Source organism: Actinoplanes campanulatus (genome assembly GCF_014647795.1).
GTDB classification, from domain to species: Bacteria; Actinomycetota; Actinomycetes; order Mycobacteriales; family Micromonosporaceae; genus Actinoplanes; species Actinoplanes campanulatus.
In genome coordinates this window covers 90,373-116,241 of record NZ_BMPW01000004.1, presented here as the reverse complement: position 1 = coordinate 116,241, position 25,869 = coordinate 90,373, and the positions used below count along the sequence as shown (strand labels likewise).

Here is a 25,869-nt window from a genome sequence, read left to right as displayed (position 1 = left end):
GAGAATCAACCCTTCAGTGCGCCGGACAGGAACCCGCGGACGTAGTGCCGCTGGAGGGCGAGGAACAGCAGGATGCAGGGCAGGGCGAGGGTGACCACCCCGGCCTCGGTGGCGCCGTAGTCGACGATGCCCATCACCTGCTGGCGCATGTTGGCGACGGCCAGCGGCAGGGGCGCCCGGTCGGAGTCGCTGATCAGCACCAGCGGGGTGATGAAGTCGTTCCAGGCGGCCAGGAACGCGAACAGGCCGACGGTGATCAGGCCGGGCCGCACCACCGGGAGCATGATGTGCAGCAGCGCGCGGAAGCTGCCGCAGCCGTCGACCAGCGCCGACTCGCCGAGTTCCCTGGGCACCGCCTCGAAGGAGATGCGCATCATGAAGACGGCGAACGGCAGCTGGAACATGGTGAGCACCAGCGCCAGCCCGACCAACGAGTTCTGGAGGCCCAGGTCGTTGAGCAGGACGTAGAGCGGGATCAGCAGGGTCGCGTAGGGCACCATCAGGATGGCCAGGGTGACCAGGAACAGCAGGTTCCGGCCGGGAAACTTGAACATCGCGAACGCGTACCCGCCGAGCAGGGACACGCCCAGCGTGAACAGCACCGTCAGGACCGACACGATCGTCGAGTTCAGCAGGTACTGCCCGATTCCGGCCTGGTAGTTCGCGAGGGTCTGGTAGTTGCCGAGACCCCAGCCGGAGGTCTGCGCGGTGCCGGCCTGCGGGCTGACCGAGGCCACCGCGGCCCACACCAGCGGGGAGAGGAAGAGGACGGCGAGGCCGCCGCCGACGACGTGCTGCGGGGTGCGCATGGTCAGTCCTCCCTGCCGCGCAGGCCACGGAACTGCAGGACGTTGACGACCAGCAGAACGGCCAGGATGAGGATCGAGAGGGCGGCGGCGCGGCCCAGGTTGTTCTGGCCGTAGAAGGCCATGTTGTAGACCAGCTGGACGATGGTGATCGTGCTGTTGTCCGGGCCGCCCTTGGTGAGGATGTAGAACTGGTCGAAGGCCAGCAGCGAGCCGGTCACGCAGAGGATGGCGCACAACGCGAGCGACGGTTTGAGCAGCGGCAACGTGATGTGCCGGAAGGTCTGCATCCGGCTGGCGCCGTCCAGGCGGGCCGCCTCATAGACGTCATCCGAGATGCTCTGCAATCCGACCAGCAACAGCAGCATGTAGAAACCGGCGAATCGCCAGACGATCAGCGCCACCGTGGACCAGAGCGCCGAGCTCGGGGTGCCGAGGAACGAGTCGATGCCGAGGAAGCCGAGCGGGGTGCTCTGCGGCGAGTAGAGGGCGTAGAACAGCAACGACGCCGAGGCCAGGCCGAGCGCCGACGGCACCAGGAAGGAACTGCGCAGGATGCCGGTCCAGCGGCTGGACTCCTGCACCAGCAGCGCCAGGGCGAGCGCGAGGCCGAGCAGGATGACGGTGGTGACCACGGTGTACTTGATCGTGAACCAGACAGCCGGCCACAGCAGCCGGTCGTCCATGACGTCCTGGTAGTTCTCCGGCGCGTTCCAGCCACGGTCGCCGGTGAACAGCCCCCAGTCGGAGACCGACATCCGCGCCACCAGGATCACCGGCACGACGAAGAAGATCAGGACGAACAACGCGGTGGGTGCCGCGTAGGCCCAGCCGGTCAGCTTCGGCCTGCGACGTCGCTTCAAACCCTTCACCGGTACGGCCGGCGAGCTCCGTTGTTGTTCCAGGGTGCTGACGGGAGATGCCACGGTGGGTCGGTCCTTCGGGTTGGTGCGGCGCCCGGTTTCCGCCACCGGGCGCCGCCACTCGTCACTGGGCCAGGACTCCGGTCAGGGCCTCGTTGTCCTTCTCGAGGCTGCCGGCGTCGCCGTACACCTGATTGCGCAGAAGGGTGACCCACGGGCTGCCCGGCGCGTTGAACGCCTGCTGGAAGTTGACCGCGACCGGGGTCTTGCTCTGCGGCGAGGCCGCGGCCTTGTTGATCGCCACCACCCGCGGGTCCTTGGCCGAATACTGGTTGTCCACCAGATCGGTGCGGGCCACGCTGGAGTTGTTCTTGGCGAGCACCTCGACCTGCGCCGCCTCGGACATCAGCCAGGACATGAAGTTCCACGACTGCTGCGTCTTCTTCGAGTCCTTGGAGATGCCGATGCCGTCGCCGCCGACGAACGTGGAGCCGCCACCGGAGACGCCCGGGATCGCGGTGACGCCGACGTCGACGGTCTGCGACGCGGTCGACAGCAGCGTCGCCGGGTAGGGCATCACGCCGACCTTGCCCTCCTGGAAGGCCGCGACCCAGGTGGGTCCGGTCTCGTCCTTCGCGCCCGGCGCGATCGCACCGGCCGCCTGCAGTTCCCGCCAGGTGGAGTAGACCTTCTGCGCGGCCGGGCCGTTGAGCATCGACTTCGTGCCAGCCGGGTCCATCACCTCCGCACCGCTGGCCCAGACCATCGGGAACCAGGTGAAGACGTTGCAGCCGCCGCAGTTGCCGCCGAAATAGGTGCCGTAGACGTCCTTCTTGCCGAGCTTCTGGACGGCGAGGGCCTGCTGTTTGAACTCGTCCAGGGTGGTCGGGCCCTTCTCCGGATCGAGTCCCGCCTCCTTGTAGAGCCCTTTGTTCCAGAACACCACCGACAGGTCCAGAACAAAGGGCAGCACATACTTCTTGCCTTCGTAGGTGCCGGCCTGGAGGTGCCCCTGGTTGATCTTGTCGGCGTAGGAGAGCTGGCCGATGCTCTCGGTCAGGTCCCAGAACAGGCCGGACTTGGTCCAGTTCGGCACGTAGACGATGTCGGCGGCGAACAGGTCGGGCAGGTCGCCGCTGCCGGCCGCCGCGCCGACCTTGGCCACGTAGTCGTCGTTCGGGACGATGGTCAGTTTCACCTGGTTCTTGTGCGAGGCGTTGTAGGCCTTCACCAGGGCATTGGCTTGCAGTTCGAGGGGGGCGCGGGTCCACAGGGTCAGTTCGGAGCCGTCGTCGACCCCCTCGACGCCGGCGCCGGCCGGCGGGGCGGCTGTTCCTTTGTCGCCGTCCCCGCCACAGGCGGCCAGCCCGGTGATCAGCAGGCCCGCCAGGGCGGCGCTCAATATTCGACGCACGGAGCACCTCCGGTTTTCGGTGAGTTTCGGTGCGGGTATATTCGCGGGTACGCTCGGGACGAGTTGAGCAGTGAAGAGGTACGAGCCAGGCGTACCGAAAAGGTTTTCCGGAACGTAATACGGAGGAAAAACCGTTGTCAAGAGCTTCGATGACCTGCTCCGATGTGGAGGTGCTCCCGTGACCACCCGTCCCGTCACGCTCCGCGAAGTCGCCAAGCTCGCTGGCGTCTCCATCGCGACCGCGTCGAAGGCCCTCAACGGACAGCCCCAGGTCCGCGCCAGCACCCGTGACCGCGTGATTCGCGCCGCCGAACAGCTGAACTTCTCGCCCAACACCCTCGCCCAGGGCCTGATCACACAGCGCAGCGGGACGGTCGGGCTGCTCACCTCCGACCTGGAGGGCCGTTTCTCCATCCCGATCCTGATGGGCGCCGAGGACGCTTTCGGGTCCGACCAGACATCGGTGTTCCTCTGCGACGCCCGCGGCGACAACGTGCGCGAGAAGCACCACCTGCGGGCCCTGCTGTCACGCCGCGTCGACGGGCTCATCGTCGTCGGCGCCCGCCCCGACGCCCGACCATCGCTGGGCGAGCTGCCGGTTCCGGTCATCTACGCGTACGCGCCGTCCGAGGACCCGGCCGACCTGTCCCTGGTCACCGACAACATCGGCGGCGGCCGGCTCGCCGTCGACCACCTGATCCGCCACGGCCGCCGCCGCATCGCCCACATCACCGGCGACGCCACCTACGGCGCCGCCCAGGACCGCGCCACCGGCGCCCTGGCCAGACTCGCCGAGGAGGGCCTCGAACTCGCCGGCGACCAGGTGTGGTTCGGCAACTGGTCGGAGGCGTGGGGCCGCGGCGCCACCCGCATGCTGCTGCAACGCGACCCGGAGATCGACGCCGTCTTCGCCGGCTCCGACGAGATCGCCCGCGGCGTCCTCGACGTCCTCCACCAGGAGAAACTCGACGTGCCGTCCCAGGTCGCGGTGATCGGCTTCGACAACTGGAACATCCTGGCCGCCAACGCCCGGCCGCCGCTGTCCACCATCGACATGAACCTGGAACAGCTCGGCCGCCTGGCCGCCCAGCGCCTGTTCGCCGCGATCGGCGGCACCCTCGGCTCCGGCACCGAGACCGTCCCGTGCCGCCTGATCACCCGCGAGTCCACGGCCCCCGTGGGCTAGAGATCGAGGTCCGCGTTTCGCTTCCGGCCGGCTCACCGACCTGCTTTCGGTCCCGCCGGGCGGGTGGCCGCGGTCGTGCTTCCCCGGCACCCGGGTTGCCCGCTTTCGGCCGTTGCACCGGTCGCTCTGGGCGGGTGGTCGCGGTTCCACCAGGGCGGGTGGATGTACACGCTGGCGGTGTCGTGGTCGCCCACGTGGCCGGTAGCCGCGGTGGCCGCGCACATGGCGTCTTTCGTGTGCTCCCGCCATGGTTTCGTCCGCTCGACCGTGTGCGCCCGCTGTAGAACTCACTGTGCGCGCTCACCTCCGAAAGCCCGGCCGGCCGGAACTCCGCGTAAGCGAGGAACCCCGTCCACCGGCTCTGGTGAACCTCCGCGCCGGGGAGACAGGACGGCGACCAGCCACTCTGGATGACCGAAAGCTGGGCAGACGAGTCGATCGTGCGGCCGTGACCGGCGGCAGGCGGGGTGGCGGCGACTGGCCGGGCCCGCCCGGCCACCGATCTCAGCCCGGCGGGTGCGGCACAGGCCGGAGCGGGCAGCGAGATCGCGACGACCGGACGGGACGACCCTGATAAGAGCGGGAGGGCGTCACGCGTACCGGGAAAGGGGTGGAAGCGAAACGCAGACCTTGGCCACGAGGTTCTAGACTCCGGCGGGTGATCGTGCGGAAGGGCGATGCGGCGGATGCACCGGCGCTGGCGGAACTGCGGGACATCGGGCCGGACGGGATCGCGGCGCTCGCCGGGTGGATGGCCACGCATGCGGAGACGCATCTGCCGTTCGTCGCCGAGGTCGACGGGTACGTGGTCGGCTGCGCCTGGCTGTTCGTGGCGCAGCGGGTGCCCGGCGGCCAAGCGATGGACCGCCGTTTCGGGGACGTGCAGTCGGTGATGGTTCGTGAGGAGTTCCGGCGTCGAGGTATCGGCGCGGCGCTGATGGCCGCGATCCTGGCCGAGGCCCGCGACCGGGAACTGCTGCACGTGACCGTCCATTCCGGCCGCCGGGCGGTCGATTTCTACCTGCGTAACGGTTTCACCCATCACCGCCAGATTCTGATCTGGGAATCGACACCTCCGGATGCCAGGATGGGCCATGCCTGAAGTACGAGTCGTCGGCACCGCCCTGCACGCGATGGCTGTGGTGATCTTCGGTCTGCTCGCGTGGAGCGGGGCCGACGGGATCCGGTCGGGTGTGCCGGAGCTCGGCGTACCGATGTTCATCGCCGGCGTCGCGGGTTCGGTCGGCGCGCTGGTGATCCTGTCGTCGGTGCTGCGCGGGCGGCACGGGACCGCGGATCAGCGGGTGGCGCGCATCGGCATGGCCGTGGCCGCGGTGGCCACCGTCGTGGTCGGCGTGGCCCTGGCCCCGGCCGGCTCGGAGCGGGGCTTCGTCATCGCGGTGAACGCCGGAGTCGGCGCCCTGTTGGCCGTTTTCGCCGCGCTCGCCGGGAAGTAGTCACCGCTCAGCCCGTCGTGACCGCTCCGAGGCGGCCGGCGACGGCGTTCCGGATCTCGGCGTCCGACGGCATCCGGACACCCTGTTCGGCGGCCAACTGCCGCACCGAGGTCATCTCGACGTCGCGCAGGCCGCAGGCGGTGAAGGTGTCGTAGACCGACATGTCCGGGTCGATGTTGAGGGCGAAGCCGTGGCTGGTGATCGTGCCGCGCACCCGCATCCCGATCGAGGCGACCTTGCGGTGGTCCGGTGTCCACACCCCGACCAGGCTGGTGGCGCCTCGCGGGGTGTCCCGGCGGACGGCGGCCAGGCCGAGGTCGGCGAGAGCGGCGATGAGGCCGAGTTCCAGCCAGCGGACGATGTCGCCGGGTCCGCGGTCGCGCAGGCCCAGCACCAGGTAGCCGACGAGCTGGCCGGGTCCGTGGTAGGTGGCCAGCCCGCCCCGGTCGGTCGGCACCGCCGGGATGCCGGGGAACAGCACGGCGAAGTGCTCCGGGCTGGTGGCCCGCCCGTAGGTGACCACCGGCGGATGGCTGAGCAGGAACAGCCGGTCCCCGGTCGCCCGTTCACGCCGCTGCCGGACCCACTCGTCCATGTCGGCCATGGCCCGCTCGTACGGCACCTCGCCGAGATCGACCCGGCCCAGCGGCGGCGATGTCCTGTTCTCTCTCATCACTCCTCCATCGAAGCAGCCGTCCGGCGGTGTCGTAGCATCCACCACCGCACAGGGTTGATCTTGGAGGCGGAATGGCAGACGGATACGGCAGCGGGTGGACGCCGGAGCAATGGCGTCGCGTGCTGGGACCGATGCTCGCCCTGTCGGTGATTCTCCTGGCGGGCCGGCACATTCTGGCCAAGGAGCCGGTGGAGAACGGGCCTGGGCAGCAGGCGATCATCGACGCGTTCTTCACCGAGGGACGCGTCCAGGTCGCCGACCCGAACGCACTGGACCAGTGGCTGGGCGAGCCGGTGACGGTGTTCGTGGACCAGACCGAGTTGCGAGTGACACCCACCCGGGCCACCACCGGTACCGGGGGTTGCGCTTCGGGTCCACGGGTCACGGTCGACCTGACCGTGGAGCCGGCGGCCGACGCGGCGGTCCTGGCCCTGGGCAAGTTCCAGCTGAGGACCGCGGACGGTTCCGTGGTGGGCGCGGTCACGGGGTGCTCGGAGGGTTTCGGGGAGACCACCGGCCGGCTCTCCGTCGTCTTCGAGGCAGAACGGCCGGACTGGCTGATTCTGGCCAACCTCACCGAGAGCCCGGAAGCGATGTGGCAGCTCCAGGGCTCCTAGGACGTCAGCCGAAGGCGACCTTCGTCAGCAGTTCGGCGAGGGTCTTGCGCTCACGGTCAGTGAGGTTCGCGAAGCTGACGTCACCGGCCTCCCGCACCGCCGTGAGCCCCTGCTCCAGAAGCTCCCGGCCGCCGGCCGTGGCGACGATGATCCGGGAGCGCCGGTCCCGCTCGTCCGGGCGGCGCTCGACCAGCCCGCGCCGCTGCAACTCGTCGACGAGCGCCACCACCTGGCTGGGGTCGAGGCCCAGGAACTCGCTGAGTTCCCGCTGCGTCGGCTCCAGGTCCTGACCGGCGAGCCACAGCACCGACAGTGACCGGACCTTGAGGTCGAGCGGTGCGAGGCGGGCGTTCGCGGCGCCGCTGGTCACCGCGCGAGCACGGGCCAGCAGGAAGGCGGGGTCGGCGGCCAGGTCCGATCCGAGCAGCCGATGTTCAGCACGGTCCTGCTCTTCGCGCACGGCTTCGGCCCGCTGCGCCCGCAGGACGCGCCCAGCGACCGGACGCGGGAACTGCTGCTCGCCGAGGGGTACGCGATGGTCGGCTCCTCCTACTCCGGCCCGACCATGTGGGCGCTGGAAACCGCTCTCCCCGACCAGCACGCCGCCCTGCGCGCCTTCGAGGACGTCCTCGGCACGCCACCGAGACGGACCATCGCGATCGGACGATCAATGGGCGGCCTGGTCAGCGCACGGCAGGCGCACGACCCGCGCGGCGGCATCGACGGGGCGCTCACCACGTGCGGCATCGTGGCGGGCGGACTGAACCTCAACAACTATCAGCTGGACGGGCTGCACGCGCTCTCCGAACTGCTCGCCCCCGGCCGTACCATCCCGTTGGTTCGTTACGACAACCCGGAGCAGGCCGCGCAGGCCGCCGCCGACATCCTCGCCGTGACCACCGAGGCGCAAGCCTCACCCCAGGGCCGCGCCCGGATCGCGCTGGCCGCCGCCCTGTTCAACCTGTCCGGCGGGACCGGCGACCCGGCCGAGCAGCAGCAGCGCCAGTTCCTCGCGCTGACCGCCGGCGGCGCCCTCAACCGGTACGTGACCGCCGCCAGCAGATCGAACTCTCCGCGGGCGGCAACAGCGCCTACAACCGGGGCGTCGACTACCGTGCCCTGCTGACCGGAAGTGTTCACTCGGCGCAGGTGCGGGCCCTCTACCGGGAGGCGGGCCTCGACCTGCGCGCCGACCTGAACCGGCTCACCGCGACGGCCGACGTGACCGCCGACCCGTGGGCGGTCGCGGACCTGCGCCGCTCGTCGATGGTGAACGGGCCGCTGCGGGTGCCGCACCTGACCATGCACACGCTCGTCGACGAACTGGTCCCGGTCGAGCACGTCGCCTGGTACGCCGCACACACCCGGCACCGCCCGGATCTGTTCCGCAGCCTCTACGTGAACGCCACCGGCCACTGCGCCTTCCAGCCCGCCGACGACCTGGCCGCTCTGCACCTGCTGGAGGCACGTCTCGACACCGGTCGCTGGCCGCGGATCGCGCTCCATCAGCCCGGGCGCCTGGTGGGCGGACTCGGCGAACCCGGGCGGCTATAGTCAACAAATTGACTATCCCTCGGAGGATCGATGACCACCTTCCGTAAGGCCGTGGAAGCCCGCGACGCCGCCGCCATCGAGGCACTGCTCGCCGACGACGTCGTCTTCACCAGCCCGGTCGCGTTCAAGCCCTACGAGGGCAAGCCGATCACCGCGGCCATCCTCCGCGGCGTGCTGCGGGTCTTCGAGGACTTCCACTACGTCCGCGAGATCGCCGACGGCCGTGACCACGCCCTCGTCTTCGAGGCCAAGGTCGACGGCAAGGCCATCACCGGCTGCGACTTCCTGCACTACGACGAGAACGGCCTCATCGACTCGTTCATGGTCATGGTCCGCCCCCTCTCGGCGGCGCAGGCCCTGGCCGAGGCGATGGGCGCGCAATTCGACCGGATCCGCCAGGAGGCCGCGAACCCCTGAACCCAAATCCGTTTCCGGTACGGGCGGAGCGCCGCGACATCAGGATGCGGCGCGCGCCCGTGCCAGCTCCTGGCGGACCTCCTCGAGCACGGCCGCGTCGGCCGCAAGGTCCGGATGGCCGGTCTGCCGGTCGAGTTCGACGACGATCTCCAACTCGCTGACCGCCCGGTCGAGATCGCCGAATGCCCGGTAACGCATGGCGAGGTTGAACCGGATCACCGCCTCTCCCGCACGGTCGCCCACCTCCTGGAGGAGCACCAGGGCCTCCTGGAAGTAGTCCACAGCCTGCTGCCAAGCGCCGCCGGCCGCCGCCACGACACCGATGTTGGCGAGTGTGATCGCTTCGCCGGCCCGGTCGCCCACTTCCCTCCGGATCACCAGTGCCTGCAAGAAGTACTCCAGCGCCCGCTGCGGGTCACCCAACCGGTCGTACACGCCCCCGAGGCTGTTGAGGGCGACCGCCTCGCCGGCCCGAGCGCCCACCTCCCGCAGAATGGGCAGAGCCTGCTGGAAGTACTCCAGCGCCCGCGGCAGATCACCCAGTCTCACGTGGGCCGAACCCATGTTGTTGAAGGTGATGGCTTCACCGGCCCGGGCGCCTACCTCCCTCCGAATCAACAGAGCCTGCTGGAAGTACTCCAGCGCCCGCTGCTGGTCACCCAACTTGTCGTACAGGACGCCGATGTTGTTGAGGACGGATCCCTCGCCGTCCCGATCCCCCACCTCCCGGGTGATGGGCAGAACCCGCTGGAGATACTCCAGAGCACGCCGCCGGTCACCCAACCTCTCGTGCACACTCCCGATGTTGTTGAGGGTGGCCGCTTCGTTGACCCGATCGCCGGCCTCCCGGTAGAGGCGCAACGCTTCCTCGAAGGAGGCGGCGGCCTGGTGCGTCTGCCCCGTCGCCAGCTGTGCCCAGCCGAGGTCGTACAGGGCGGAGGGATCCGGCCCGAGCGTCAAGGTGGAACGCGCCAGCGCCAAGACGTCCGCGAACCGGGACCAGCCCAGCCAGATCCGCCCGAGGCGGTCCCCGGCGACACGGGCGATCGGCTGCTCACGGCCCGCCACCGCCAGGCGATGAATCTCTGCCAACTGGTCGATGGTGGTCATGAGCTCGAATCGGACTCGGCGGGGTCGGTGACCCAGATCTTGTAGAGGGATCGGGCGGCCGCCGCACACGCCCCGACGTGCTCCTCGTCGGTGAGCAGCGGGCGGATCAGCGGGCGCAGGACGTTGGAGACGAAGTAGCGGGGCTGGCCGTTCTCCGGGTCGGTGCCCTCTTCGAGGAGGCCGAGGTCGGCGGCCCGCCGGATGTGCTTGTCGGCGTCCGGATGGTCGTGGACGGCGCGGACCGTCTCGGCCGGCACCGGCAGCTCCACGACGTTGACCTTGGCGAGCATCCGCCGCAGATCCTCGGACTGGGAGCCGAGCAGTTTCTGCGCCAGGATGCTCTCCCGGCGGAAACGGTCCGCCTCCGCCTGGATGGCGGTGATGAAGCCGTCGATGTCGAGGCTGGTGTCGGCGACGATCTTGTCCAGCCAGTCCAGCAGGCGCGGGTTGCCGGCCGCGGCCTCGATGGCACGCTCCCGGATGCCGGGGTCGAGGGCGGAACCGGGCCGCAGGTTGGCCAGGTTGGAGATCTTCTTGTCCTGTTCGACCTGGGACAGGGTCTCCAGCGCCTCGACGACGACGGTGGTTCCGGCGGGCTCCGGGAACCGGTACCGGCTGGTGATGATGACGCGGCTGGGGCTGCCGGTCTCGCGGATCGCCTTCAGCAGCGCCGGGAGGATGTCGGCCATCTCGGCGGAGAGGACGTAGCCGCCGTTGCGCTCCTCGAGGTTACCCTCCTCGAAGTCGTCGAACACGAACAGGCACGGCGTCTGTGCGAGCGGCCCATTGAGCAGGAAACGCAGCCGGACGGCGAGCGGGGCCTGCTCGTTGTCGAGCAGCTTGGTGGCCTCGATCTGCTGCTCCATGGTCGGAAAATCGATCTTGTCGGTGAGCTCCCGGAACTTGGTCGGATCGACCCGGCCGTACCAGACGACACGCTGGTGGGTGGGCATCCGCTCCAGCAGCCGGGACGAGAGACTGCTCTTGCCCAGACCACCCATCCCCTGCAGAACCAGCGCCTCCGCGGCGCCCGGCCCACCCAGGGGCTGTTTGAGGGTCCGCAGACAGCGCTGGATGACGCGCCGCCGCCCGACGAACGCGGCCCGGGACGCCACCCGGGACAGCCGGGTCTGCGGATCCAGGAAGTCCTGGTCGGCGGAGCGGATCCGCGGCAGCGCGCGCCCGAGCGTCCGCAGGGGCGTGACCAGGGGCGCGAGCGGCGAACGGTCGGCGTAGACCCGCAACAGGTGCCAGTCACAGCTCTTCTGGGCGAACAGGTGCTGACGGGCCTCGACGATCGCCCGGTCGAGGCGCTGCCCGTCGGCGAGCGCCTGGTAGAGCTGTGCCGCGAACTCGGTCGCCGCCAGGTCACTGACCGGCAGGGCCCATCCCAGTACGGCGGGGGCGCCGGCCCGGACCAGGCTCTCGCTCATCGACGGCAGCGTTCCGCCGTCGGGCGCGTTCCCGGTCAGGCAGCCGGAGACGAAGACGAGGCGAGGCCAGTACCCGGCCATCGCCTGGGCGATCTGGTCAGCGGTCACATCGGAGCGCCGGCCGAGCTCGTCCTCGGCCACGAAGACGGGTTGCCCGTCCGTCCCGATGGTGGCGTGGCCGCTGAGATGCAGGACGTCGAAATAGCCCTCACCGTGGTCGAGGCTGAGGAACCGCAGGCCGTCCAGGGTGCCGCTCTCCTCGACCACCAGCTCGCTGCCGGCGCGCGAGGTCGCGGCCAGGATCTCCCCCTCCTCCCGCTCGTAGTTCAGCACCGGCGTGACCCCCTCCGGGGAGGTGGCCATGAACAGCACCCGCAGGGGCCGGTTACCGGGAGCGACGGGTTCCTTGAGAGCCGCGTTGGTGCCGATGGCCCGCACCGGCAGCAGCGGCGCCGTCCCGGAGACGGTCAGATAGGCGCCGTCCCTGGCAAGCAGTTCCCAGGGCAGATGCCGGAGCCGCTCGGCCGCCGTGATCCGCAGCGTGCTGCCCGGCGGGCTGCCGAGGACGTCCTCGAGCCACCGCTCGTCGGAGTCCAGCAGTTCGGCCAGCTTCGCCCCGAGTTCCCGCAACTGCGACGACTCGAAGAGCTTCTGAGCGATCGCATGCGGGGTGTAGACATGCTCCACCACCCCGATCAGCTCCTCGATGGCGGCCTTGTCCAGCGCCCGCGTCTTCGGCTTCCCCCCGCCACTGGACAGCCGAAGCTCGGAGTAGTCCGAGGTCTGCTCGAAGACTTCCAGCTCAAACACATTCATCCGGCTCACGACCGATCCTCGTTCTCTCTCGCTGCCTGTTCGATGTCGCCGAGGTACCTGCGCAGCGCACCCGATGCCGGGTGTCCCATCCGCTCGGCCAGATCAACCGCTCCGCGCTGGAACTCGAGGGCTTCGTCCACCCTCCCCATCTCCACCAGCAGAGCGGCCAGATTGGATCTGACGACCACCTCGGAACTGCGATCACCGACTTCGAGGACGACCTCGAGGACCTCTTCCATGCCCTCCCTCGCCCCATCGAGATCGCCCAGTCCGAACAGGATCGCGCCGATGTTGTTGAGCGTGGTCGCCGCGCCCACCCGATCGCCTATCTCTCGACGGATGGACAGTGCCTTCCGCAAGAACTCGAGCGCCCGCTCGTTCTCGCCGACGTCGCCGAGCAACACGCCGATGTTGGCGAGGGTCACCGCCTCGCCCTGCCGGTCGCCCACCTCACGCCGCAGCGACAGGGCCCGGCGGTAGTAGTCCAGCGCGCCTGGCCGGTCCCCCAGGCCGTCATGGGCGAGACCGATGTTGTTGAGCGTGGTCGCCTCGCCGGCCCGGTCACCGATGTCCCGTTGGATCGACAGCGCCTGCTGGTAGTGGTCCAGCGCCCGCTGCGGATCTCCGAGATGGCGATAGGCGAGACCGATGTTGCTGAGAGTCACCGCCTCGCCGACCGAGTCACCGGTCTCGCGGCTGATCGGCAGAGCCTGCTGGTAGTACTCCAGCGCACGCTGCCATTCGCCGAGGCCGTCATAGGCGAGACCGATGTTGTTGAGGGCGGCCGCCTCGCCCTCCCGGCCACCGACGTCCCGGGTGAGGGGCAGCGCCCGCTGGTAGTAGTCCAACGCCCGCCGCCGGTCGCCGAGGCTCTCGAACACGCCACCGATGTTGTTGAGAGCGGCGGCCTCGCCTCCCCGGTCATCGGTCTCCTGGTAGAGGCGCAACGCCTGCTCATAGCTGGACAGAGCCTGCTGAAGCCGCCCCAGGGACGATTGGGCGCCACCGAGGTGGTTGAGGGCGGGCGCATGCGGACCGAGCGTCAGGGTCAGGCGCGCGAGATCGATGACGTCGGTGAAGCGCGACCCGCGTAGCCACACCGTCGCCAGCCATCCCCCGATGTTCCGGGCGATCGCCGTCTCCCGCCCCTTCACCGCCAGGCGGTGAACCTCGACCACCTGCTCGATCGTGGTCATGACGGCGCCTCTTCCGCCCGGGCTCTCGCCGCCTGCTCGATTTGAGTGAGGAGCGCTCGCAACCGATCAAGGTCGGGACGGCTCACCTGCTCGGCCAGGGCGACCGCCCGCCGCTGGAATTCCACCGCCTCGCTCAGCCTCCCCCCACTCGCGAGGACTACGGCCAGGTTGGAGTTCGCGGTCATCTCGGTAAGTCGATGACCGATGTCGCGAGCGATCATCAAGACCTGCCCGAACATCTCCCCGGCCGCGATGAGATCGCCGTCCCGGAACCGGTGGGTGCCGAGATTGTTGAGGATCGCCGCCTCGCCCGCCGGGTCACCGATCTCACGTTGGATGGACAGGGCCTGCTCGAAGTACTCCTGCGCCCGGCGCGGATCACCCAGGTTGTCGTGGATTCCGCCGATGTTGTTCAGTGCCGCCGCCTCGCCCCGCCGATCACCGATCTCCCGTTGGATCAACAGGGCACGCTCCCAGTGCTCCAACGCCCGGCGCGAATCGCCCAGATCGTTGTAGACACCACCGATGTTGTTGAGCGTCGCCGCCTCGCCCTTTCGATTACCACGGTCCCGCTGAATGGACAGGGCCTGTTCGTGGTAATCCAGCGCCTGCCGTCGTTCACCGAGACGGTTGTGCACGAACGCGATGCTGCTGAGGGCCGTCGCTTCGTTGTCCCGATCACCGGCTCGCTGGTAGAGGCGCCAGGCCTGCTCATAGCTGGTCAGCGCCTGCCGGAGATCTCCGGTCGCGGACTGGGCCCATCCCAGATCGTAGAAGGCGCTGGCGTCCGGCCCCAGAGTCAGCGTCAGGCGCGCGAGTTTCGCAGCGTCCGTGAACCGGGACGTGAGCAGCCACTTCGGCGCCAGCACCTGCTCGAGCCGGCGGGCGATCGCCGGCTCTAGGCCGGCCACCGCCAGGCGGTGGACCTCGATCCAGCGTTCGACGGTGGTCATGACTGGGACTGACGGACAGGACGATGACGGTGGATTGATTTGGTTTTCACAGTTGGCCCGGCGACCGTGGCGCCGACCTGGCTGCGCGGGCGGCCCGGCATCGCCGCCCCGATCGCCAGCGCCCGCACCCTCGACCAGCTCCCGGCGCTGATCGCCGCCGCGACCCTGGACCTGACCGCCGCCGAGGTGGAGGCGCTCGACGAGGTCTCGGCCCGGGTCCCGCAGTGGTCAGCCGATGAGACCGGCGTGGTGGGAGGCGGCCATGTCCTCGTCGCCGTGACCGCTGATCAGGCCGCCTGTCCGCCCGTGCCCGGCGGCCTGATCAGCGGCCGGTGTCGCGCTCCCGGCGCACCTGCTCCAGTACCGTGGTGTCGGATTCGAGGTCCGGGTGGTTGACCTGCCGATCCAGTTCGACGACGTGTTCGAGTTCGGCGACGGCCTCGTCGAGATTCCCCGCCGCACGGTGGATCGACGCGATGTTGAATCGGGTGACCGACTCGGCCGCCCGGTCACCGACGTCCCGCTGGATGGCGAGGGCCTGCCGGTAACAGGCCAGCGCCGCTGGACGATCGCCCCAGCTATGGAGAACACTGCCGATATTACTGAGCGTGACCGCCTCGTTGGCTCGATGGCCGGCTTCCCGCAGGATGCGCAACGCGTGCATGAAGTACTCCATGGCCCGCTGTGACTCGTCCATGCTGTGATACACCCGGCCGAGGTTGCTGAGGGTGACCGCCTCCCCGACCCGATCCCCGATGTCCCGGAAAATGGGCAAGGCCTGCAAGAAGTGGTCGAGCGCCGGCTGCCGGTCGCCCAGGTTGTCATGGACGTGGCCGATGTTGCTGAGAGCGACCGCTTCCCCGGTCCGCTGCCCCATCTCCCGGCAGAGGGTCAGCGCCCGCTCGTAGTAGGCCAGAGCCTGCCGCCGGTCGCCCACACTGTCGTGCACGCGGCCGAGATTGTTGAGCGCGGCCGACTCGCCCACCTGGTCACCAGCCTGCCGGCTGATGGGCAGTGCCCGCCGGAAGTACTCCACCGCCCGCTGCCGGTCGCCCAGGTTGTCATGGACGTGGCCGATGTTGTTGAGCGTGGCCGCCTCGTCGGCGCGGGCGCCGGCTTCCCGGTACAGGTGCAGGGCCCGCTCGTAACTGATCAGGGCCGCCCGGGGGTGCCCGGTGGAGCTCTCCGCCCAGCCGAGGTGGTAGAAGGCGGAGGCATCCGGTCCCAGGGTCAGGGTCGAGCGGGCGATGTCCGCGACGTCGGAGAACCGGGATCTGGGCAGCAACACTCGCGACAACCGGCGGCCGAGATCCCGGGCGATCACCGCCTCCCGGCCCGCCACGGCCAGACGGTGCACCTCCATCGCCTGTTCGACGGAGGTCATGACACCGCCCCGGTCACGTTGCGGTCCTCGTCCCGCTCACGGCGTGCCTGCTGGAGCACGGCGATGTCGGCTTGCAGGTCCGGGTGGCTGACCTGCCGGTCGAGTTCGACGACGACCTCCACCTCACCGATCGCGCCGTCGAAGTCCCCGGCCGCCCGATGAATCGTCGCCAGGTTGAATCGGGCGGCCGCCTCGCCCGTCCGCTCGCTCTGGCTCCGGTAGAGGCGCAGCGCCCGCTCGAAGTCGGCCAGTGCCTCCCGGGGCCGCCCGGTGGACATCCGCGCCCGGGCCAGATCGTGGAAGGCGGACGCGTCCGGGCCCAGGGTCAGAGTGACGCATGCCAGTGCCGCGATGTCCTCGAACCGGGAGCCACGCAGCCAGAACCAGCGCACGCTGCGGCCGACGTCCCGGGCGATCTCCGGTTCCCGGCCGGCCACCGCCAGGCGGTTCACCTCCACCCACTGCTCGATGACGGTCATGACGGGAACTGACGGACGTCACTGTGGCGTTCGCCGGACACCATCGCCTGACTTCGGCTGGAAAGCGAGGGCACCGGAGCGGGCGATCGTCATGATCATCGACATGGAGCGGGTGGTGATCATGGGGGCGAGCATCGGAGGGCTGCTCGCCGCGCGGGGGCTCAGCGGCCGATGCGGGCGGGTGACCGTCTTTGATCGGGACAGTCTTCCGGAGACCGCGCGGCCCCGGCGTGGGGTGCCGCAGAGCCGGCAGGCCCATGCCCTCCTGGCTCGTGGCAGCACCGTCCTCGACCAGCTCTTTCCCGGGTTCCTGGACGAGATGCTGGCGGCCGGCGTACCCCGGGGCGACCTGCACGACGACTGCCACTGGTATCTCGACGGCTATCCGATGCGGCGCGCGCGGTCGCCGATGCCGGTCTACGGGGTGACCCGGGCGCTGCTCGAGCACCTGATCCGAGAGCGGGTCCGCGCTCTCCCGAACGTGGAGATCATCGACCGCGCCGAGGTCACCGGGCTGTCGCATACGGGCGGCGTGCGCGGCGTACGCGTACGAATGAATGGGGCGGAAAAGGAGATCGCAGCGGATCTCGTCGTCGACGCGGGTGGGAGGTCGTCGCGGTCGCCGGTGTGGTTGCGGGAGCTCGGCTACGGGGAGGTGCCGACGAGTACGGTGCGCACCGACGTCGTCTATACGACTCGTCACTATCAATATGAACCGGGTCGTATCGACTTCGCGGTGATCATGGCGCCGTACCCGGGGATGCCACGCACCGGCGTCACTATCCGTCAGGAGGATGACCGGGTCGTGTTGTTGCTCGCGGGCATGCACGGCGACGAGCCTCCGGTCGACGACGCCGGGATTCTCGCTTTCGCTCGATCGTTTCCCGGGCCCGAGATCAAAGACTTCCTGGGTACGGCGGTCGCGCTCGATGATCCGGTCCGGATGCGCTTTCCGGCGAGCGTCCGCCACCACTTCGAACGTCTGCCGCGCCGCCCGGACGGGCTCGTGGTGGTCGGTGACGCGCTGTGCAGTTTCAATCCGATCTACGGCCAGGGGATCACGGTGGCCGCGCTCCAGGCGCTGCTGCTGGCCCGGATGACCGATACCGATCGCTACTTCGCCGAGGCGGCCCGTCTGGTGGCCACACCGTGGTCGCTGGCCACCGGCACCGATCTGCGGTTTCCGCAGGCGGAGGGCCCGCGGCGTGCCGTCGACCGGCCGCTCAACGCCTACCTGGCGCACTATCGCGCGGCCGCCTCCCGGGATCCGGCGCTGGGCGCGGCCTTCTTACGGGTCTCGAACATGCTGGCGCCGCCCACCCATCTGCTGACCCCGGGCCGTCTGCTGCGGGTGCTGCGCTCGGCGCCCGGAGCCCGGCGGGTCACAGGCGGTTGAGAAGTCGGCGCCCAGCCCGGCGGGTCACAGGCGGTTGAGCAGGAGGCGGGTGTCGGTTTTGCCGTTCGGGGTGACCGGGATCGAGGGGACCTGGCGAATCGTGTCGGGGACAGCGTAGGGCGGGAGGACGGCGGCCAGGCGGCTACGCAGCCAGGCCGGGCCGCTGCCGGGTGGGGCCGTGTAGAAGAGGGCCAGTTTCTCGTAGGTGCCGGGGCGGGTGCCGGGGACCGGTACGACCACGCACTGTTTGACCTGGCCGATGCCGCTGGTGACCGCCTCGATCTCGGACGGTTCGATGCGGTGGCCACGGATCTTGACCTGGCGGTCGGCGCGCCCACGGAAGTGCAGGACCCCGTCATGATCGAGAAAACCCAGGTCACCGGTACGGTAGAGCGCGTTCCGAAAACGCTCGGCGGTGGCCCCAGGGTCGCCGAGGTAGCCCAGCGCCAGCCCGGCCCCGCCGATGTGGATCTCGCCGTCGATCAGCTCGATCGTGGTGTCCGGAACCGGGCGGCCCAGCGGGATCCCGTCCGGCCGGTCCACGTCGGCCGCGACGATCGGGTGGCAGGTCGCGAAGACGCAGGTCTCGACCGGCCCGTACCCGTTGAGGAGAGCGGTCTCCGGGAACCGCCGCAGGAACCGGCCGATGTGTGGCGGTGACAGGCGTTCGCCGCCGGTGAGCACGTGGCGGAGGCCGGTGAAGCAGTCCGGTTCCAGGTCTACGAAGAGGTTGAACAGCGACGCGGTCAGCCAGGCGGTGTCCACGCCGTGGGCGGTGACGAGCTGGTGCAGCACGTGCGGCAGCAGGTGGTCGTCGGGGGCGACGACGACCGTTCCGCCGGTGGTGAGCGGGCCCCACAGTTCCAGGCTGAACGCGTCCCAGGCGGGTGGCGACGACTGGCACATCACGGTGCCGGGGCCGAAGGAGAGCGGTCCCCCGGCGGCGAACAGCCGGGTGGTGGCGCGGTGCGGGGACACCACACCCTTGGGCACACCGGTGGTGCCCGAGGTGAAGAAGACGCAGGCAGGGTCGTCGGCGGTGCCGTCGACCGTGGGTGGCCGCTCCCCCAGGGCCGCCCACTCGGACAGATCGCGGGAGAGCGGATTCCAGCCGGACGGGCCGGCGATCACCGGCGGGTCGAGGGCATCGAGGAGCAGTCCGACGCGGTCCGGCGGCCAGCGCGGGTCGAGAGCCGCGTACGCCGCGCCGGTCTTCAGCACGGCGAGCAACGTCATCACGAGGTGGGCGCCGCGCGGGAGGCGTACCGCCACGAAGGTTCCCGGGCCGGCGCCGTGCCGGGCCAGTTCGGCGGCGGCGGACTCGGCCGCCGCGTCGAGGGTGCGATAGTCCACCGCGACACCCCGATCGATCACCGCGACGGCGTCCGGACGTTCGACGGCACGCGCGGCGACCTGCTTGTTGATCATGTAGTGCGGCATTCGAACTCCCGTGATTAATGTGGACACCGCGGTGCGACGGGGAGGGCGCGGACGTGAGCGATTTCCGCTGGGAGCAGCTCGGCGAGACGGCGGTGCGGGCGTACGCCTACGCGGCCGCCCGCACCGACGTCGACCGCGCCGAACTCAGCGAGGCCCTCGGCCCGCAAGGCGTCGCCGCAGCCGACCGCACCGACATCGAACGCCCCGAACCAGGCGCGGCCGTCCAGGCCCGCCTCGAACCCGCCGAACCAGGCGCGGCCGACCAGACCCGCCTCGAACCCGCCGAACCCAGCACAACCGACCAAGCCCGCCCCGAACGCCTTGGAGGGGGCACAGTTACTCAGGCCGATACTGAACGCAACGAACCTGGCGCGGCTGGTCAGGAGAACACCGAACACGGTGAGACCGGCGCGTCCGGTCACGGCGCGGCCGGCGCGGCCGGTTACGGCGCGGCTGGTCACGGCGGCATCGAGCGTGCCGCGCCCGGCGAGGCTCTCGGGGATGTCGGCGCGGCCGTGGAACGGCTGGTCGCCGCGGGGCTGCTGCGCCCGAGTGGGGACGGCCGCCGACTGGCCGCAGTGTCGCCGGAGATCGCCCGAAGACTGCTGCTCGGGCCGGTCGAGCAGGCGATCGCCGAGCTGCGGGCCCAGGCCGACGAGGCGCGGCTGACGCTCGACGATCTGATGCCGGCGTACCGGGCCGGGCTGCCGGGCCGGGCTCCTGAACATGCGATCGAACTGGTGCAGGGGGCCGACGAGGTGAGCCGGACGGTCGCCGACCTGGCCGCCCGCTGCACCGATGAGGCGCTGGTCTGCGAGCCGGGCGAGCCGTGGCCGGGTCTGGTCGCCGACGAGCTGCCGCGGCGCGGGGTGCGGTTGCGGATGCTGTACCGGCACGCCGACCGGTACCGCCCACCGACCGCGGCGCGGGCCGGGGAGCTGACCGCGCTGGGCGCCGAGATTCGCAGTTCGGCGCCGGGCACGGCCCGATTGCTGATCTTCGACCGTACGGTGGCGGTGGCGCCGATCCGCTCCGGCCCGGACGGTGTGGTGCTGCTGCGGGAGCCGAATCTGATCGGCTGTCTCGCCGAGCAGTTCGAGCGGTTCTGGATCGCGGCGCTGCCGTTCCCGGACCGGGGCGCGCCGCCGCTGTCGGTCAGCGACGACATCCGGGCGCAGATCATCCGCCTGCTGGTCGAGGGCGAGGAGGACAAGGTGATCGCCCGGCGGATCGGGCTGTCGCTGCGCACGTGTCAACGGCATGTCGCCGAGATCATGGCCCAGTTGGGCGCCCGGAATCGTCTGCACGCGGGCTACCTACTGGCCCGCCAGGCACCGTCGACCTGAGAGGCGCCGTCGACACGAGACACACCGTCGAGACGCGGTGCGCTGTAGAGGCGGGAACCGTCGAGTTCGTAGGCGAGTTCGGTCAGTGCGGTGTCGAGGATCCGGATCATCTCGGCGTGGTCGGCGGCGTCGCCGGTGAGGATGTCGAGTTCCTGGGTGTGCACACCGCCGGGTAACCGCTCGCCGAGGCGGACGAACGGGCGGATCCGGTGGACTCCGGGTGTCGCGCTCACCGAGGCGATGCCGTGGATGGCGGTGACCGTGCACGGTTGTTCGGGTGCGACGGTGTTGTGCTGGAAGTACACACGATCGGGGCGGGCCCGCCGTACCGGTGGGGTCTCGCCGAGGGCGATGCGGGCGGCCAGGTCCAGCAGGTCGAGGCCGGCGGCGCGGTGGGCGAGTTCGGCGATGCCGCCGCCGAGCCGCCCGTTGACCTCGATGATCCGGGGACCGGCCGGGGTCAGTTTGATCTCGACGTGGCTCAGGCCGGTGGTGACGCCGAGGGCCTCGACCGCGGCGACGGCCAGGGCCGCCACCTCGTCCTGTTCGGTGTCGCTCAGGTGCGACGGCCAGAATCCGCCGGTCTCCCGGAACGGTGGCAGGAGGCGGAACTTGCCGGTCACCGCGAGGGCGGTGACCGTGCCGGCGGCTGCCACGCACTCGACCGACACGTAGTCGCCGAAGTTCGGTTCCGGGCGTCCTTCCAGGTACTCCTCGAGGACGAACGCGCCGGGCGGCAGTCCGGGCAGGATCGCGGCGGCCTGGGCCTCGTCTCGCAGCAGGTGGGTGTCGCGGCTGGCCTCGCCGCGGCGTGGTTTCACCACGGCGGGCAGGCCGGTGTGGGCGACAGCTTCCGGCCACCGGGCGGGATCGGTCAGCGGCCGGTGGCGTACGGGCGTAACCCCGGCCGCGTCGAGGGCCTCGCGCTGCCGGTGCTTGTCGGTGAGCAGCGCCGCCACGGCCGGGGTGTGGAACGGCAGGCCGAGACGTTCGGCGAGCAGCGCCGTGGGCACCAGCATGCGCTCGCTGAACGTGACGATGCCGTCCGCGCTCAGGTCGGCACCGTCGAGGCCGGTGACGTGGTCGAATTCGGCGAACATCGGCATCATGGCGGCCGCGTGCGGCGAGTCACCCACGATCACCGCCATCGGCGCGTGCCTGGCCGCCAGGAGGCTGAGCTCCAGCGGCGAGGCGGCGCCGGTGTCGTAGACGACGGCGAGCCGAACGCGACGCACGGCACTCCCTTCTCAGCCCTTGCGGCGGGCCCTGATGTTCAGGCGGACGTAGTCGATCACCGGCTCCGGCAGGCGGCTCGCTACGTTGTGGACGAAGCCGCGGTGTTCGGATTCGGGGAGCCGGTCGACGTACGGGCCGATGACGACCGTGCCGAGGTAGCTTTCCAGTTGCTCGCCCGGTTCCAGAGTGGCCGGGTCGTCGAGCAGGTCGACCTCGATGTCGGTGAAGCCGTTCTCGCGCAGCCGCTCCACGGTCTCGTCGACGCCGGCGAAGTAGGCGGCGTCGGCGGGCTGGCCGAGCACGTCCTCGACGGCGCCGAGCACCCGCCGTACACAACCTTGGCCACCGCATTCGGCGACGAACCAGCCGCCCGGGCGCAGCACCTGGGCGATGTTGGCGAACAGGGCGCTGTGGTCGTGGATCCAGTGGAAGGTGGCGACGCTGAACACCGTGTCGACCGGCGGCTCGACGGGGAGCGGCTTGGTCAGGTCGGCGTTGATCACGTCGACCCGGTCCAGCTTGCCGTCGAGTTTCGCCTTGAGCTGGGTGAGCATCTTGACCGAGCCGTCCACCGCCACGACCCGGCCGTCGGGGAGCAGGTCGAGCAGGGCGAGGGTGTCCCGGCCGGTTCCGGCGCCCGCGTCGAGGACGGTCTCGGTGCCGGCGAGATCCAGGCGGGCGAGGGTGCGCTTGCCCCAGAACTTGTGCGGCAGCGGCAGGGAGTCGTAGGTGGTGGCGTCCCATTCACGGGGCATCTGGTGTTCTCCGGTTCTCGATCTCGATGGATACGTCGGTGGGCTGTCGCAGCAGTTCGAGCACCGGGCCGGGGGCCGGGATCGCCGCCTGCGGGTCGAGGCACTGCACGAGGATGTCGCGCAACCCGACCGGGGCGCCGTCGAAGCCCAGGCCGCCGCGCAGGTCCTGGCGGGCCGACACATGCACCTCACCGCCGGTGTGGATACGGATCTCGGCGGCGAGGGCGGCGAGCAGGCACTCCTCCGGGGACGGGCCGCGGTCGGTCCCGAACAGCTGTTTCGGCCGGTCGATGACGATGGAGCGGTCGGCGGCGGTGACCGTGGACCGGGCGCCCTGCCGCCAAACGGCATGCACCTCACCCCCGGCATCGACACTCGACGATCCGGCAAAGCGCACCGACGACGAGCCAGGCGATGGCGAGCCAGACGACAGCGAGGCAGGCGGTGGTTCGGCGAGGTGGACCGGTTGCGAGCCGTCCGGGGTCACGAGCAGCAGGCGTACGGGGCTCGACTCGGCCAGGGTGCGCAGGATGACGCTGTAGCGGCGGACGTGGTCGGCGGCCGCCGCCAGTCGAGCGGGGGTGACCAGGCCGGCGACGTCGAGGTGCACTCCCATTTTCGGCGCGGGTCCGGCGTACCCCCGGATGTTGATCTTTGTGGGGAGCGCGCCCTGCCGGGTGAGTGAGATGGCGACGGTGGCCGCGGTGTCGGCGGCGAGGGCGCTGAGCAGCAGCGCGACCGGATCGCCGGCGACGGTGAAGGGGCGGGCGACGCGGGACGGGCCGAGCAGCATGGGCCGCACCGTGATCTGCGGCCCGTCGGCGGACACGCTGATCGTGGCCTGCGCCTCCCAGGAGGCCCGGCGGACGGTGGCGGCGAGTTCGCGCCAGCCGGCCAGGTCGACTCCGGCGATCATGCGGCGGCCTCCTCGGACAGAAGAGCGCGCAACCGCCCGATCAGCGAGGCCGCGTCGTCGTGTCCGGCCGCGACCCGGACCAGGTGCGGGTCGAGACCTGGCTGTTCCCAGGCGGGCACGGTGATCGCGCCACCGGTCCGGGCCGCGTCGACCGGCACGTGCGTGGTGAACGACAGCAGTCCACCGAAGCCGGTGTGTGTCTCCACCGCCCACGGCGCCTCGTCGAAGCCGGCCCGGTGGACCGTCGCGACCGCCGGGTGTTTGCGCAGGTACTCGGCGATCTCGTCGGCGTGCCGGTGGTGGGCGGCCATCCGCAGATCCAGGGTGCGCAGCGCCTGGGCCAGCATCCGGTCCGACCAGGGGTCGGGCCGCCCGCCGGTACGGGCCGCCTGCGCGCCGATCCGACGCAGCGGCCGCGACGGGCCGCAAACCGTCGACAGCCCGAGTCCGGCCTGGTCGTCGAGGTAGGGGGTGCAGCTTTCGACGACGACGGTGGCGCCGAGGTCGAGGGGCCGCAACTGGGCCGGGGACAGCGCGGTGTTGTCGACGACGAGCAGCAGGTCGGTGCTGTGGGCGAGCGCCGCCAGGTCGTTGACCGGGATCGGCCGCATCCCCGGGTCGGTCATCGACTCGGTGAGGATGAGCTGGGTCCGCGGGCCGACCAGGGCGGCGACCGCGTCGAGGTCGTCGCAGTCGACGAAGTCGACGGTCCGCCCGGATTCGAGGAACTCCTGTTCGACGTGCTCGCGGGCGGCACCACCGAGTCCGGCGGAGACGATCACATGGCCGCCCGGGTTGGTGAGCGCGGCCAGGGCGTACGCCGTCGCCGCGCCCTGCCCGGACAGGACCACCGCGGTCTCGGCGCCGTGCAGCTCGCACAGCCGCCGCTCTGCGCCGCTGAGGGTGGCCGGGGCCGGCCGGTCGTCGCCGGCCAGCCATCCGGTGTCGGGGGATCCGCTCATCAACGCCTGCATACCGGGGCGTCGGACAGGCTGATCCGCTGGTGGAAGTAGTGGTAGATGATCTCCTCGTGTAGGGCCTCACCGTCCAGGGTGGGTTTCAGCGCGGCTCCGCCGTCGATCACCTCGACCAGTTTGCGGTCGATCAGGTCGGCGAACGCCGACGCGAACGGCTCGGTTTCGAGGAGGTCGGCGCCGAACTGCCGCTTGTAGCGGTCGAGGACGATCGGCTGGTTGGCCTTGAAGTTGAAGCCGAGCGCGGTGCCGATCGCCTTGTGCCCGTCGAGGCGGCGGCCGTACGCCAGCGGCAGATCCGGCTGCGTCTGCATATAACGCACATATCCGGAGATGTCGGTGTCGTTGTGGGTCTGCACGAACTCGGCGCCGTCACCCGTGAGCCAACCGTACGCCCCGGGCCCGTGCGCGATCATCGTGTCGTAGTGCTCCCACTTGTTCTTCGAGGTCTGCGGGATGTTGCCGCCCTCGTAGGTGCCGGGCCGGCTCCACCAGCCGCACGGGCTCGGGTAGTAGTCGTGGTCGAGCAGCACCTCGACGGCCGCCTGCCGCATGGCGTAGGTGGCGGTCAGGTCCGGGAAGTAGCCCTGCTGGATGAGCCGGTCGCGGACCGCCGGGTTGTTCCAGACGGCCCGGTTGCCGATGCCCATCTCGGCCCGGTCGGCGTTGCGCAGCCGGTAGATGGTGATCGTCGGGACGCCCAGTTCGGTGAACGCGGTGAGGTCGGCGCGCACCGACTCGGGTGTCTGGTAGGGCAGCCCGAACATCATGTCGACGTTGAACGGGCAGCCGGTGTCGAGCAGGTTCCGGACGGCGGACAGCGACTCCTCGGCCGTGTGCCGCCGTTTGGTGAACTCGTTGACCTCGTCCTGGAGTGACTGCACGCCGAGGCTGAACCGGTTGAAGCCGAGGTCCCGGGCGAGCGCCAGGTTGTCGCGGGTGAAGTTCTCCGGGTTGCCCTCGATGTTGAACTCGGCGCCGTCGGTCAACTGATAGTGGCGGCGCACGTGCTCGACCAGCGGGGTGATCGTGTCCGCGCTGTTGAGCAGCAGCGCCGCGGTGCCGCCGCCGATGTAGAACGAGTCGATCCGGGCGCCGGACACCCAGCCGAACCGGTCCAGCCAGCGCCGGGACTCCTCGATCAGCAGGTCCTGCCAGAGCCGCAGAGACGAGTCCTCCTTACCGCGGGGGACCAGGCGTTTGACGTAGTTGCAGAAGTGGCAGATGTAGTTGCACAGCGGCAGGTGGAAGTAGAGGTGGGCCGGCTGGCCGGCGCCGGGGAAGGCCGCGATCTCGTCGGTGAGCTCCGCGGGGGTGAGCCGGCCGCCCTCGTTCGAGGTGACGTTGATGTTGTACTCGTCGCGGGGAATCTGGAGCGCCGGGTTGCGCTCCAGGAGGGCTCCAAGGTCGAGTTCCAGGTCATGAACGGCCATGCGGATGTCCTT

Annotated in this window: 27 protein-coding genes; 10 read left to right on the top strand and 17 right to left on the bottom strand. The window is 70.2% G+C overall.

Features of this window, described 5'->3' with window-relative positions:
- Positions 1 to 5: 5 nt before the first annotated feature.
- The 3 genes from IEZ13_RS09410 to IEZ13_RS09400 all read right to left on the bottom strand — a co-directional run bounded on the left by IEZ13_RS09410 (position 6) and on the right by IEZ13_RS09400 (position 3,083).
- Positions 6 to 809: a carbohydrate ABC transporter permease gene (locus tag IEZ13_RS09410; RefSeq protein WP_183220353.1), complete on the bottom strand. Its 804-nt coding sequence runs from the start codon at positions 807 to 809 to the stop codon at positions 6 to 8.
- Positions 810 to 811: 2 nt separating this feature from the next.
- The gene (locus IEZ13_RS09405; RefSeq protein WP_229794575.1) at positions 812 to 1,732 is read right to left on the bottom strand and encodes a carbohydrate ABC transporter permease; all 921 of its coding nucleotides are present in this window, start codon (positions 1,730 to 1,732) and stop codon (positions 812 to 814) included.
- A 61-nt stretch (positions 1,733 to 1,793) separates the two neighbouring features.
- The gene (locus IEZ13_RS09400; protein WP_183220351.1) at positions 1,794 to 3,083 is read right to left on the bottom strand and encodes an ABC transporter substrate-binding protein; all 1,290 of its coding nucleotides are present in this window, start codon (positions 3,081 to 3,083) and stop codon (positions 1,794 to 1,796) included.
- A gap of 178 nt (positions 3,084 to 3,261) precedes the next feature.
- Here IEZ13_RS09400 and IEZ13_RS09395 point away from each other — a divergent pair, with 178 nt between their 5' ends.
- From IEZ13_RS09395 to IEZ13_RS09385, 3 genes are all read left to right on the top strand, one after another.
- Positions 3,262 to 4,269, top strand: coding sequence for a LacI family DNA-binding transcriptional regulator (locus tag IEZ13_RS09395; RefSeq protein ID WP_183220349.1), 1,008 nt, complete (start codon positions 3,262 to 3,264; stop codon positions 4,267 to 4,269).
- Positions 4,270 to 4,927: 658 nt separating this feature from the next.
- A complete protein-coding gene (locus tag IEZ13_RS09390; protein WP_229794574.1) occupies positions 4,928 to 5,371 on the top strand; it encodes a GNAT family N-acetyltransferase in 444 nt (147 codons plus the stop codon).
- Complete coding sequence (locus tag IEZ13_RS09385; protein ID WP_183220347.1) at positions 5,364 to 5,726, top strand: hypothetical protein; 363 nt, start codon at positions 5,364 to 5,366, stop codon at positions 5,724 to 5,726. Before IEZ13_RS09390 ends, IEZ13_RS09385 begins: the two co-directional genes overlap by 8 nt.
- A 7-nt stretch (positions 5,727 to 5,733) precedes the next feature.
- Here the strand turns inward: IEZ13_RS09385 and lipB are convergent, their stop codons facing one another.
- On the bottom strand, positions 5,734 to 6,399 hold the full coding sequence (lipB, locus tag IEZ13_RS09380; protein ID WP_183220345.1) for a lipoyl(octanoyl) transferase LipB: 666 nt from the start codon (positions 6,397 to 6,399) through the stop codon (positions 5,734 to 5,736).
- Positions 6,400 to 6,473: 74 nt separating this feature from the next.
- Between lipB and IEZ13_RS09375 the strand changes: the two genes are divergently transcribed.
- Entirely contained in the window at positions 6,474 to 7,019 is a 546-nt protein-coding gene (locus tag IEZ13_RS09375) for a hypothetical protein (protein ID WP_183220343.1), read from the top strand.
- A gap of 4 nt (positions 7,020 to 7,023) precedes the next feature.
- Here IEZ13_RS09375 and IEZ13_RS09370 read toward each other — a convergent pair whose 3' ends face one another.
- Complete coding sequence (locus IEZ13_RS09370) at positions 7,024 to 7,479, bottom strand: MarR family winged helix-turn-helix transcriptional regulator (RefSeq protein ID WP_183220341.1); 456 nt, start codon at positions 7,477 to 7,479, stop codon at positions 7,024 to 7,026.
- Between IEZ13_RS09370 and IEZ13_RS09365 the strand changes: the two genes are divergently transcribed.
- Genes IEZ13_RS09365 through IEZ13_RS09355 form a run of 3 tightly spaced genes read left to right on the top strand, consistent with a single transcriptional unit; the run spans position 7,450 to position 8,990 of the window.
- A complete protein-coding gene (locus tag IEZ13_RS09365) occupies positions 7,450 to 8,145 on the top strand; it encodes an alpha/beta fold hydrolase (protein ID WP_183220340.1) in 696 nt (231 codons plus the stop codon). The two genes, IEZ13_RS09370 and IEZ13_RS09365, sit on opposite strands and share 30 nt — an antisense overlap.
- A gap of 23 nt (positions 8,146 to 8,168) precedes the next feature.
- Positions 8,169 to 8,573, top strand: coding sequence for a hypothetical protein (locus IEZ13_RS09360; protein ID WP_183220338.1), 405 nt, complete (start codon positions 8,169 to 8,171; stop codon positions 8,571 to 8,573).
- Positions 8,574 to 8,603: 30 nt separating this feature from the next.
- Positions 8,604 to 8,990, top strand: coding sequence for a nuclear transport factor 2 family protein (locus IEZ13_RS09355; protein WP_183220336.1), 387 nt, complete (start codon positions 8,604 to 8,606; stop codon positions 8,988 to 8,990).
- Between the two features lie 39 nt (positions 8,991 to 9,029).
- Here the strand turns inward: IEZ13_RS09355 and IEZ13_RS09350 are convergent, their stop codons facing one another.
- The 4 genes from IEZ13_RS09350 to IEZ13_RS09335 are packed head-to-tail and all read right to left on the bottom strand — an operon-like array spanning position 9,030 to position 14,498.
- The gene (locus IEZ13_RS09350; protein ID WP_183220334.1) at positions 9,030 to 10,100 is read right to left on the bottom strand and encodes a tetratricopeptide repeat protein; all 1,071 of its coding nucleotides are present in this window, start codon (positions 10,098 to 10,100) and stop codon (positions 9,030 to 9,032) included.
- Positions 10,097 to 12,349, bottom strand: coding sequence for a CHAT domain-containing protein (locus IEZ13_RS09345; RefSeq protein WP_183220333.1), 2,253 nt, complete (start codon positions 12,347 to 12,349; stop codon positions 10,097 to 10,099). Before IEZ13_RS09345 ends, IEZ13_RS09350 begins: the two co-directional genes overlap by 4 nt.
- Before the next feature lie 5 nt (positions 12,350 to 12,354).
- Positions 12,355 to 13,545 carry a tetratricopeptide repeat protein gene (locus IEZ13_RS09340; protein ID WP_183220331.1) on the bottom strand — a complete coding sequence of 397 codons (1,191 nt, stop codon included), beginning with the start codon at positions 13,543 to 13,545 and terminating at the stop codon, positions 12,355 to 12,357.
- Complete coding sequence (locus IEZ13_RS09335) at positions 13,542 to 14,498, bottom strand: tetratricopeptide repeat protein (protein ID WP_183220329.1); 957 nt, start codon at positions 14,496 to 14,498, stop codon at positions 13,542 to 13,544. Before IEZ13_RS09335 ends, IEZ13_RS09340 begins: the two co-directional genes overlap by 4 nt.
- A 39-nt stretch (positions 14,499 to 14,537) precedes the next feature.
- On the opposite strand from IEZ13_RS09335, the gene IEZ13_RS09330 reads away from it, so the two are divergent.
- Positions 14,538 to 14,894, top strand: coding sequence for a hypothetical protein (locus IEZ13_RS09330; RefSeq protein WP_183220327.1), 357 nt, complete (start codon positions 14,538 to 14,540; stop codon positions 14,892 to 14,894).
- Here the strand turns inward: IEZ13_RS09330 and IEZ13_RS09325 are convergent.
- Complete coding sequence (locus IEZ13_RS09325; protein ID WP_183220325.1) at positions 14,821 to 15,882, bottom strand: tetratricopeptide repeat protein; 1,062 nt, start codon at positions 15,880 to 15,882, stop codon at positions 14,821 to 14,823. The two genes, IEZ13_RS09330 and IEZ13_RS09325, sit on opposite strands and share 74 nt — an antisense overlap.
- On the bottom strand, positions 15,879 to 16,361 hold the full coding sequence (locus IEZ13_RS09320; RefSeq protein ID WP_183220323.1) for a tetratricopeptide repeat protein: 483 nt from the start codon (positions 16,359 to 16,361) through the stop codon (positions 15,879 to 15,881). Before IEZ13_RS09320 ends, IEZ13_RS09325 begins: the two co-directional genes overlap by 4 nt.
- Before the next feature lie 91 nt (positions 16,362 to 16,452).
- Here IEZ13_RS09320 and IEZ13_RS09315 point away from each other — a divergent pair, with 91 nt between their 5' ends.
- Positions 16,453 to 17,757, top strand: a complete 1,305-nt coding sequence (locus tag IEZ13_RS09315) for an FAD-dependent oxidoreductase (RefSeq protein WP_229794573.1) — start codon at positions 16,453 to 16,455, stop codon at positions 17,755 to 17,757.
- A 24-nt stretch (positions 17,758 to 17,781) separates the two neighbouring features.
- Here IEZ13_RS09315 and IEZ13_RS09310 read toward each other — a convergent pair whose 3' ends face one another.
- A complete protein-coding gene (locus IEZ13_RS09310; protein ID WP_183220321.1) occupies positions 17,782 to 19,197 on the bottom strand; it encodes an AMP-binding protein in 1,416 nt (471 codons plus the stop codon).
- 53 nt (positions 19,198 to 19,250) lie between these two features.
- Here IEZ13_RS09310 and IEZ13_RS09305 point away from each other — a divergent pair, with 53 nt between their 5' ends.
- A complete protein-coding gene (locus IEZ13_RS09305) occupies positions 19,251 to 20,543 on the top strand; it encodes a helix-turn-helix domain-containing protein (protein WP_183220319.1) in 1,293 nt (430 codons plus the stop codon).
- On the opposite strand, the gene IEZ13_RS09300 is transcribed toward IEZ13_RS09305, so the two are convergent.
- The 5 genes from IEZ13_RS09300 to IEZ13_RS09280 are packed head-to-tail and all read right to left on the bottom strand — an operon-like array spanning position 20,510 to position 25,857.
- Positions 20,510 to 21,778 (bottom strand): ATP-grasp domain-containing protein, encoded by a 1,269-nt coding sequence (locus IEZ13_RS09300; RefSeq protein WP_183220317.1) that lies wholly within the window; start codon positions 21,776 to 21,778, stop codon positions 20,510 to 20,512. The genes IEZ13_RS09305 and IEZ13_RS09300 overlap by 34 nt on opposite strands.
- A 12-nt stretch (positions 21,779 to 21,790) precedes the next feature.
- A complete protein-coding gene (locus IEZ13_RS09295) occupies positions 21,791 to 22,534 on the bottom strand; it encodes a class I SAM-dependent methyltransferase (RefSeq protein WP_183220315.1) in 744 nt (247 codons plus the stop codon).
- Positions 22,524 to 23,450, bottom strand: coding sequence for an OsmC family protein (locus tag IEZ13_RS09290; RefSeq protein WP_183220313.1), 927 nt, complete (start codon positions 23,448 to 23,450; stop codon positions 22,524 to 22,526). The genes IEZ13_RS09295 and IEZ13_RS09290 overlap by 11 nt, the downstream gene beginning before the upstream one ends.
- Positions 23,447 to 24,412 (bottom strand): PLP-dependent transferase, encoded by a 966-nt coding sequence (locus IEZ13_RS09285; RefSeq protein WP_183220311.1) that lies wholly within the window; start codon positions 24,410 to 24,412, stop codon positions 23,447 to 23,449. The genes IEZ13_RS09290 and IEZ13_RS09285 overlap by 4 nt, the downstream gene beginning before the upstream one ends.
- Entirely contained in the window at positions 24,412 to 25,857 is a 1,446-nt protein-coding gene (locus tag IEZ13_RS09280) for a radical SAM protein (RefSeq protein WP_183220309.1), read from the bottom strand. Before IEZ13_RS09280 ends, IEZ13_RS09285 begins: the two co-directional genes overlap by 1 nt.
- Positions 25,858 to 25,869 lie beyond the last annotated feature (12 nt).

What these genes read in the sequence shown, in the direction of transcription:
- IEZ13_RS09325 (WP_183220325.1), bottom strand. Translation starts at nt 15,882, where the DNA reads ATGACCTCCGTCGAACAGGCGATGGAGGTGCACCGTCTGGCCGTGGCG.
- IEZ13_RS09350 (WP_183220334.1), bottom strand. Translation starts at nt 10,100, where the DNA reads ATGACCACCATCGACCAGTTGGCAGAGATTCATCGCCTGGCGGTGGCG.
- IEZ13_RS09375 (WP_183220343.1), top strand. Translation starts at nt 6,474, where the DNA reads ATGGCAGACGGATACGGCAGCGGGTGGACGCCGGAGCAATGGCGTCGC.
- IEZ13_RS09280 (WP_183220309.1), bottom strand. Translation starts at nt 25,857, where the DNA reads ATGGCCGTTCATGACCTGGAACTCGACCTTGGAGCCCTCCTGGAGCGC.
- IEZ13_RS09285 (WP_183220311.1), bottom strand. Translation starts at nt 24,412, where the DNA reads ATGAGCGGATCCCCCGACACCGGATGGCTGGCCGGCGACGACCGGCCG.
- IEZ13_RS09335 (WP_183220329.1), bottom strand. Translation starts at nt 14,498, where the DNA reads ATGACCACCGTCGAACGCTGGATCGAGGTCCACCGCCTGGCGGTGGCC.
- IEZ13_RS09410 (WP_183220353.1), bottom strand. Translation starts at nt 809, where the DNA reads ATGCGCACCCCGCAGCACGTCGTCGGCGGCGGCCTCGCCGTCCTCTTC.
- IEZ13_RS09365 (WP_183220340.1), top strand. Translation starts at nt 7,450, where the DNA reads ATGTTCAGCACGGTCCTGCTCTTCGCGCACGGCTTCGGCCCGCTGCGC.
- IEZ13_RS09320 (WP_183220323.1), bottom strand. Translation starts at nt 16,361, where the DNA reads ATGACCGTCATCGAGCAGTGGGTGGAGGTGAACCGCCTGGCGGTGGCC.
- lipB (WP_183220345.1), bottom strand. Translation starts at nt 6,399, where the DNA reads ATGAGAGAGAACAGGACATCGCCGCCGCTGGGCCGGGTCGATCTCGGC.
- IEZ13_RS09295 (WP_183220315.1), bottom strand. Translation starts at nt 22,534, where the DNA reads ATGCCCCGTGAATGGGACGCCACCACCTACGACTCCCTGCCGCTGCCG.
- IEZ13_RS09340 (WP_183220331.1), bottom strand. Translation starts at nt 13,545, where the DNA reads ATGACCACGATCGAGCAGGTGGTCGAGGTTCACCGCCTGGCGGTGAAG.
- IEZ13_RS09345 (WP_183220333.1), bottom strand. Translation starts at nt 12,349, where the DNA reads ATGAATGTGTTTGAGCTGGAAGTCTTCGAGCAGACCTCGGACTACTCC.
- IEZ13_RS09315 (WP_229794573.1), top strand. Translation starts at nt 16,453, where the DNA reads ATGATCATCGACATGGAGCGGGTGGTGATCATGGGGGCGAGCATCGGA.
- IEZ13_RS09385 (WP_183220347.1), top strand. Translation starts at nt 5,364, where the DNA reads ATGCCTGAAGTACGAGTCGTCGGCACCGCCCTGCACGCGATGGCTGTG.
- IEZ13_RS09290 (WP_183220313.1), bottom strand. Translation starts at nt 23,450, where the DNA reads ATGATCGCCGGAGTCGACCTGGCCGGCTGGCGCGAACTCGCCGCCACC.
- IEZ13_RS09310 (WP_183220321.1), bottom strand. Translation starts at nt 19,197, where the DNA reads ATGCCGCACTACATGATCAACAAGCAGGTCGCCGCGCGTGCCGTCGAA.
- IEZ13_RS09355 (WP_183220336.1), top strand. Translation starts at nt 8,604, where the DNA reads ATGACCACCTTCCGTAAGGCCGTGGAAGCCCGCGACGCCGCCGCCATC.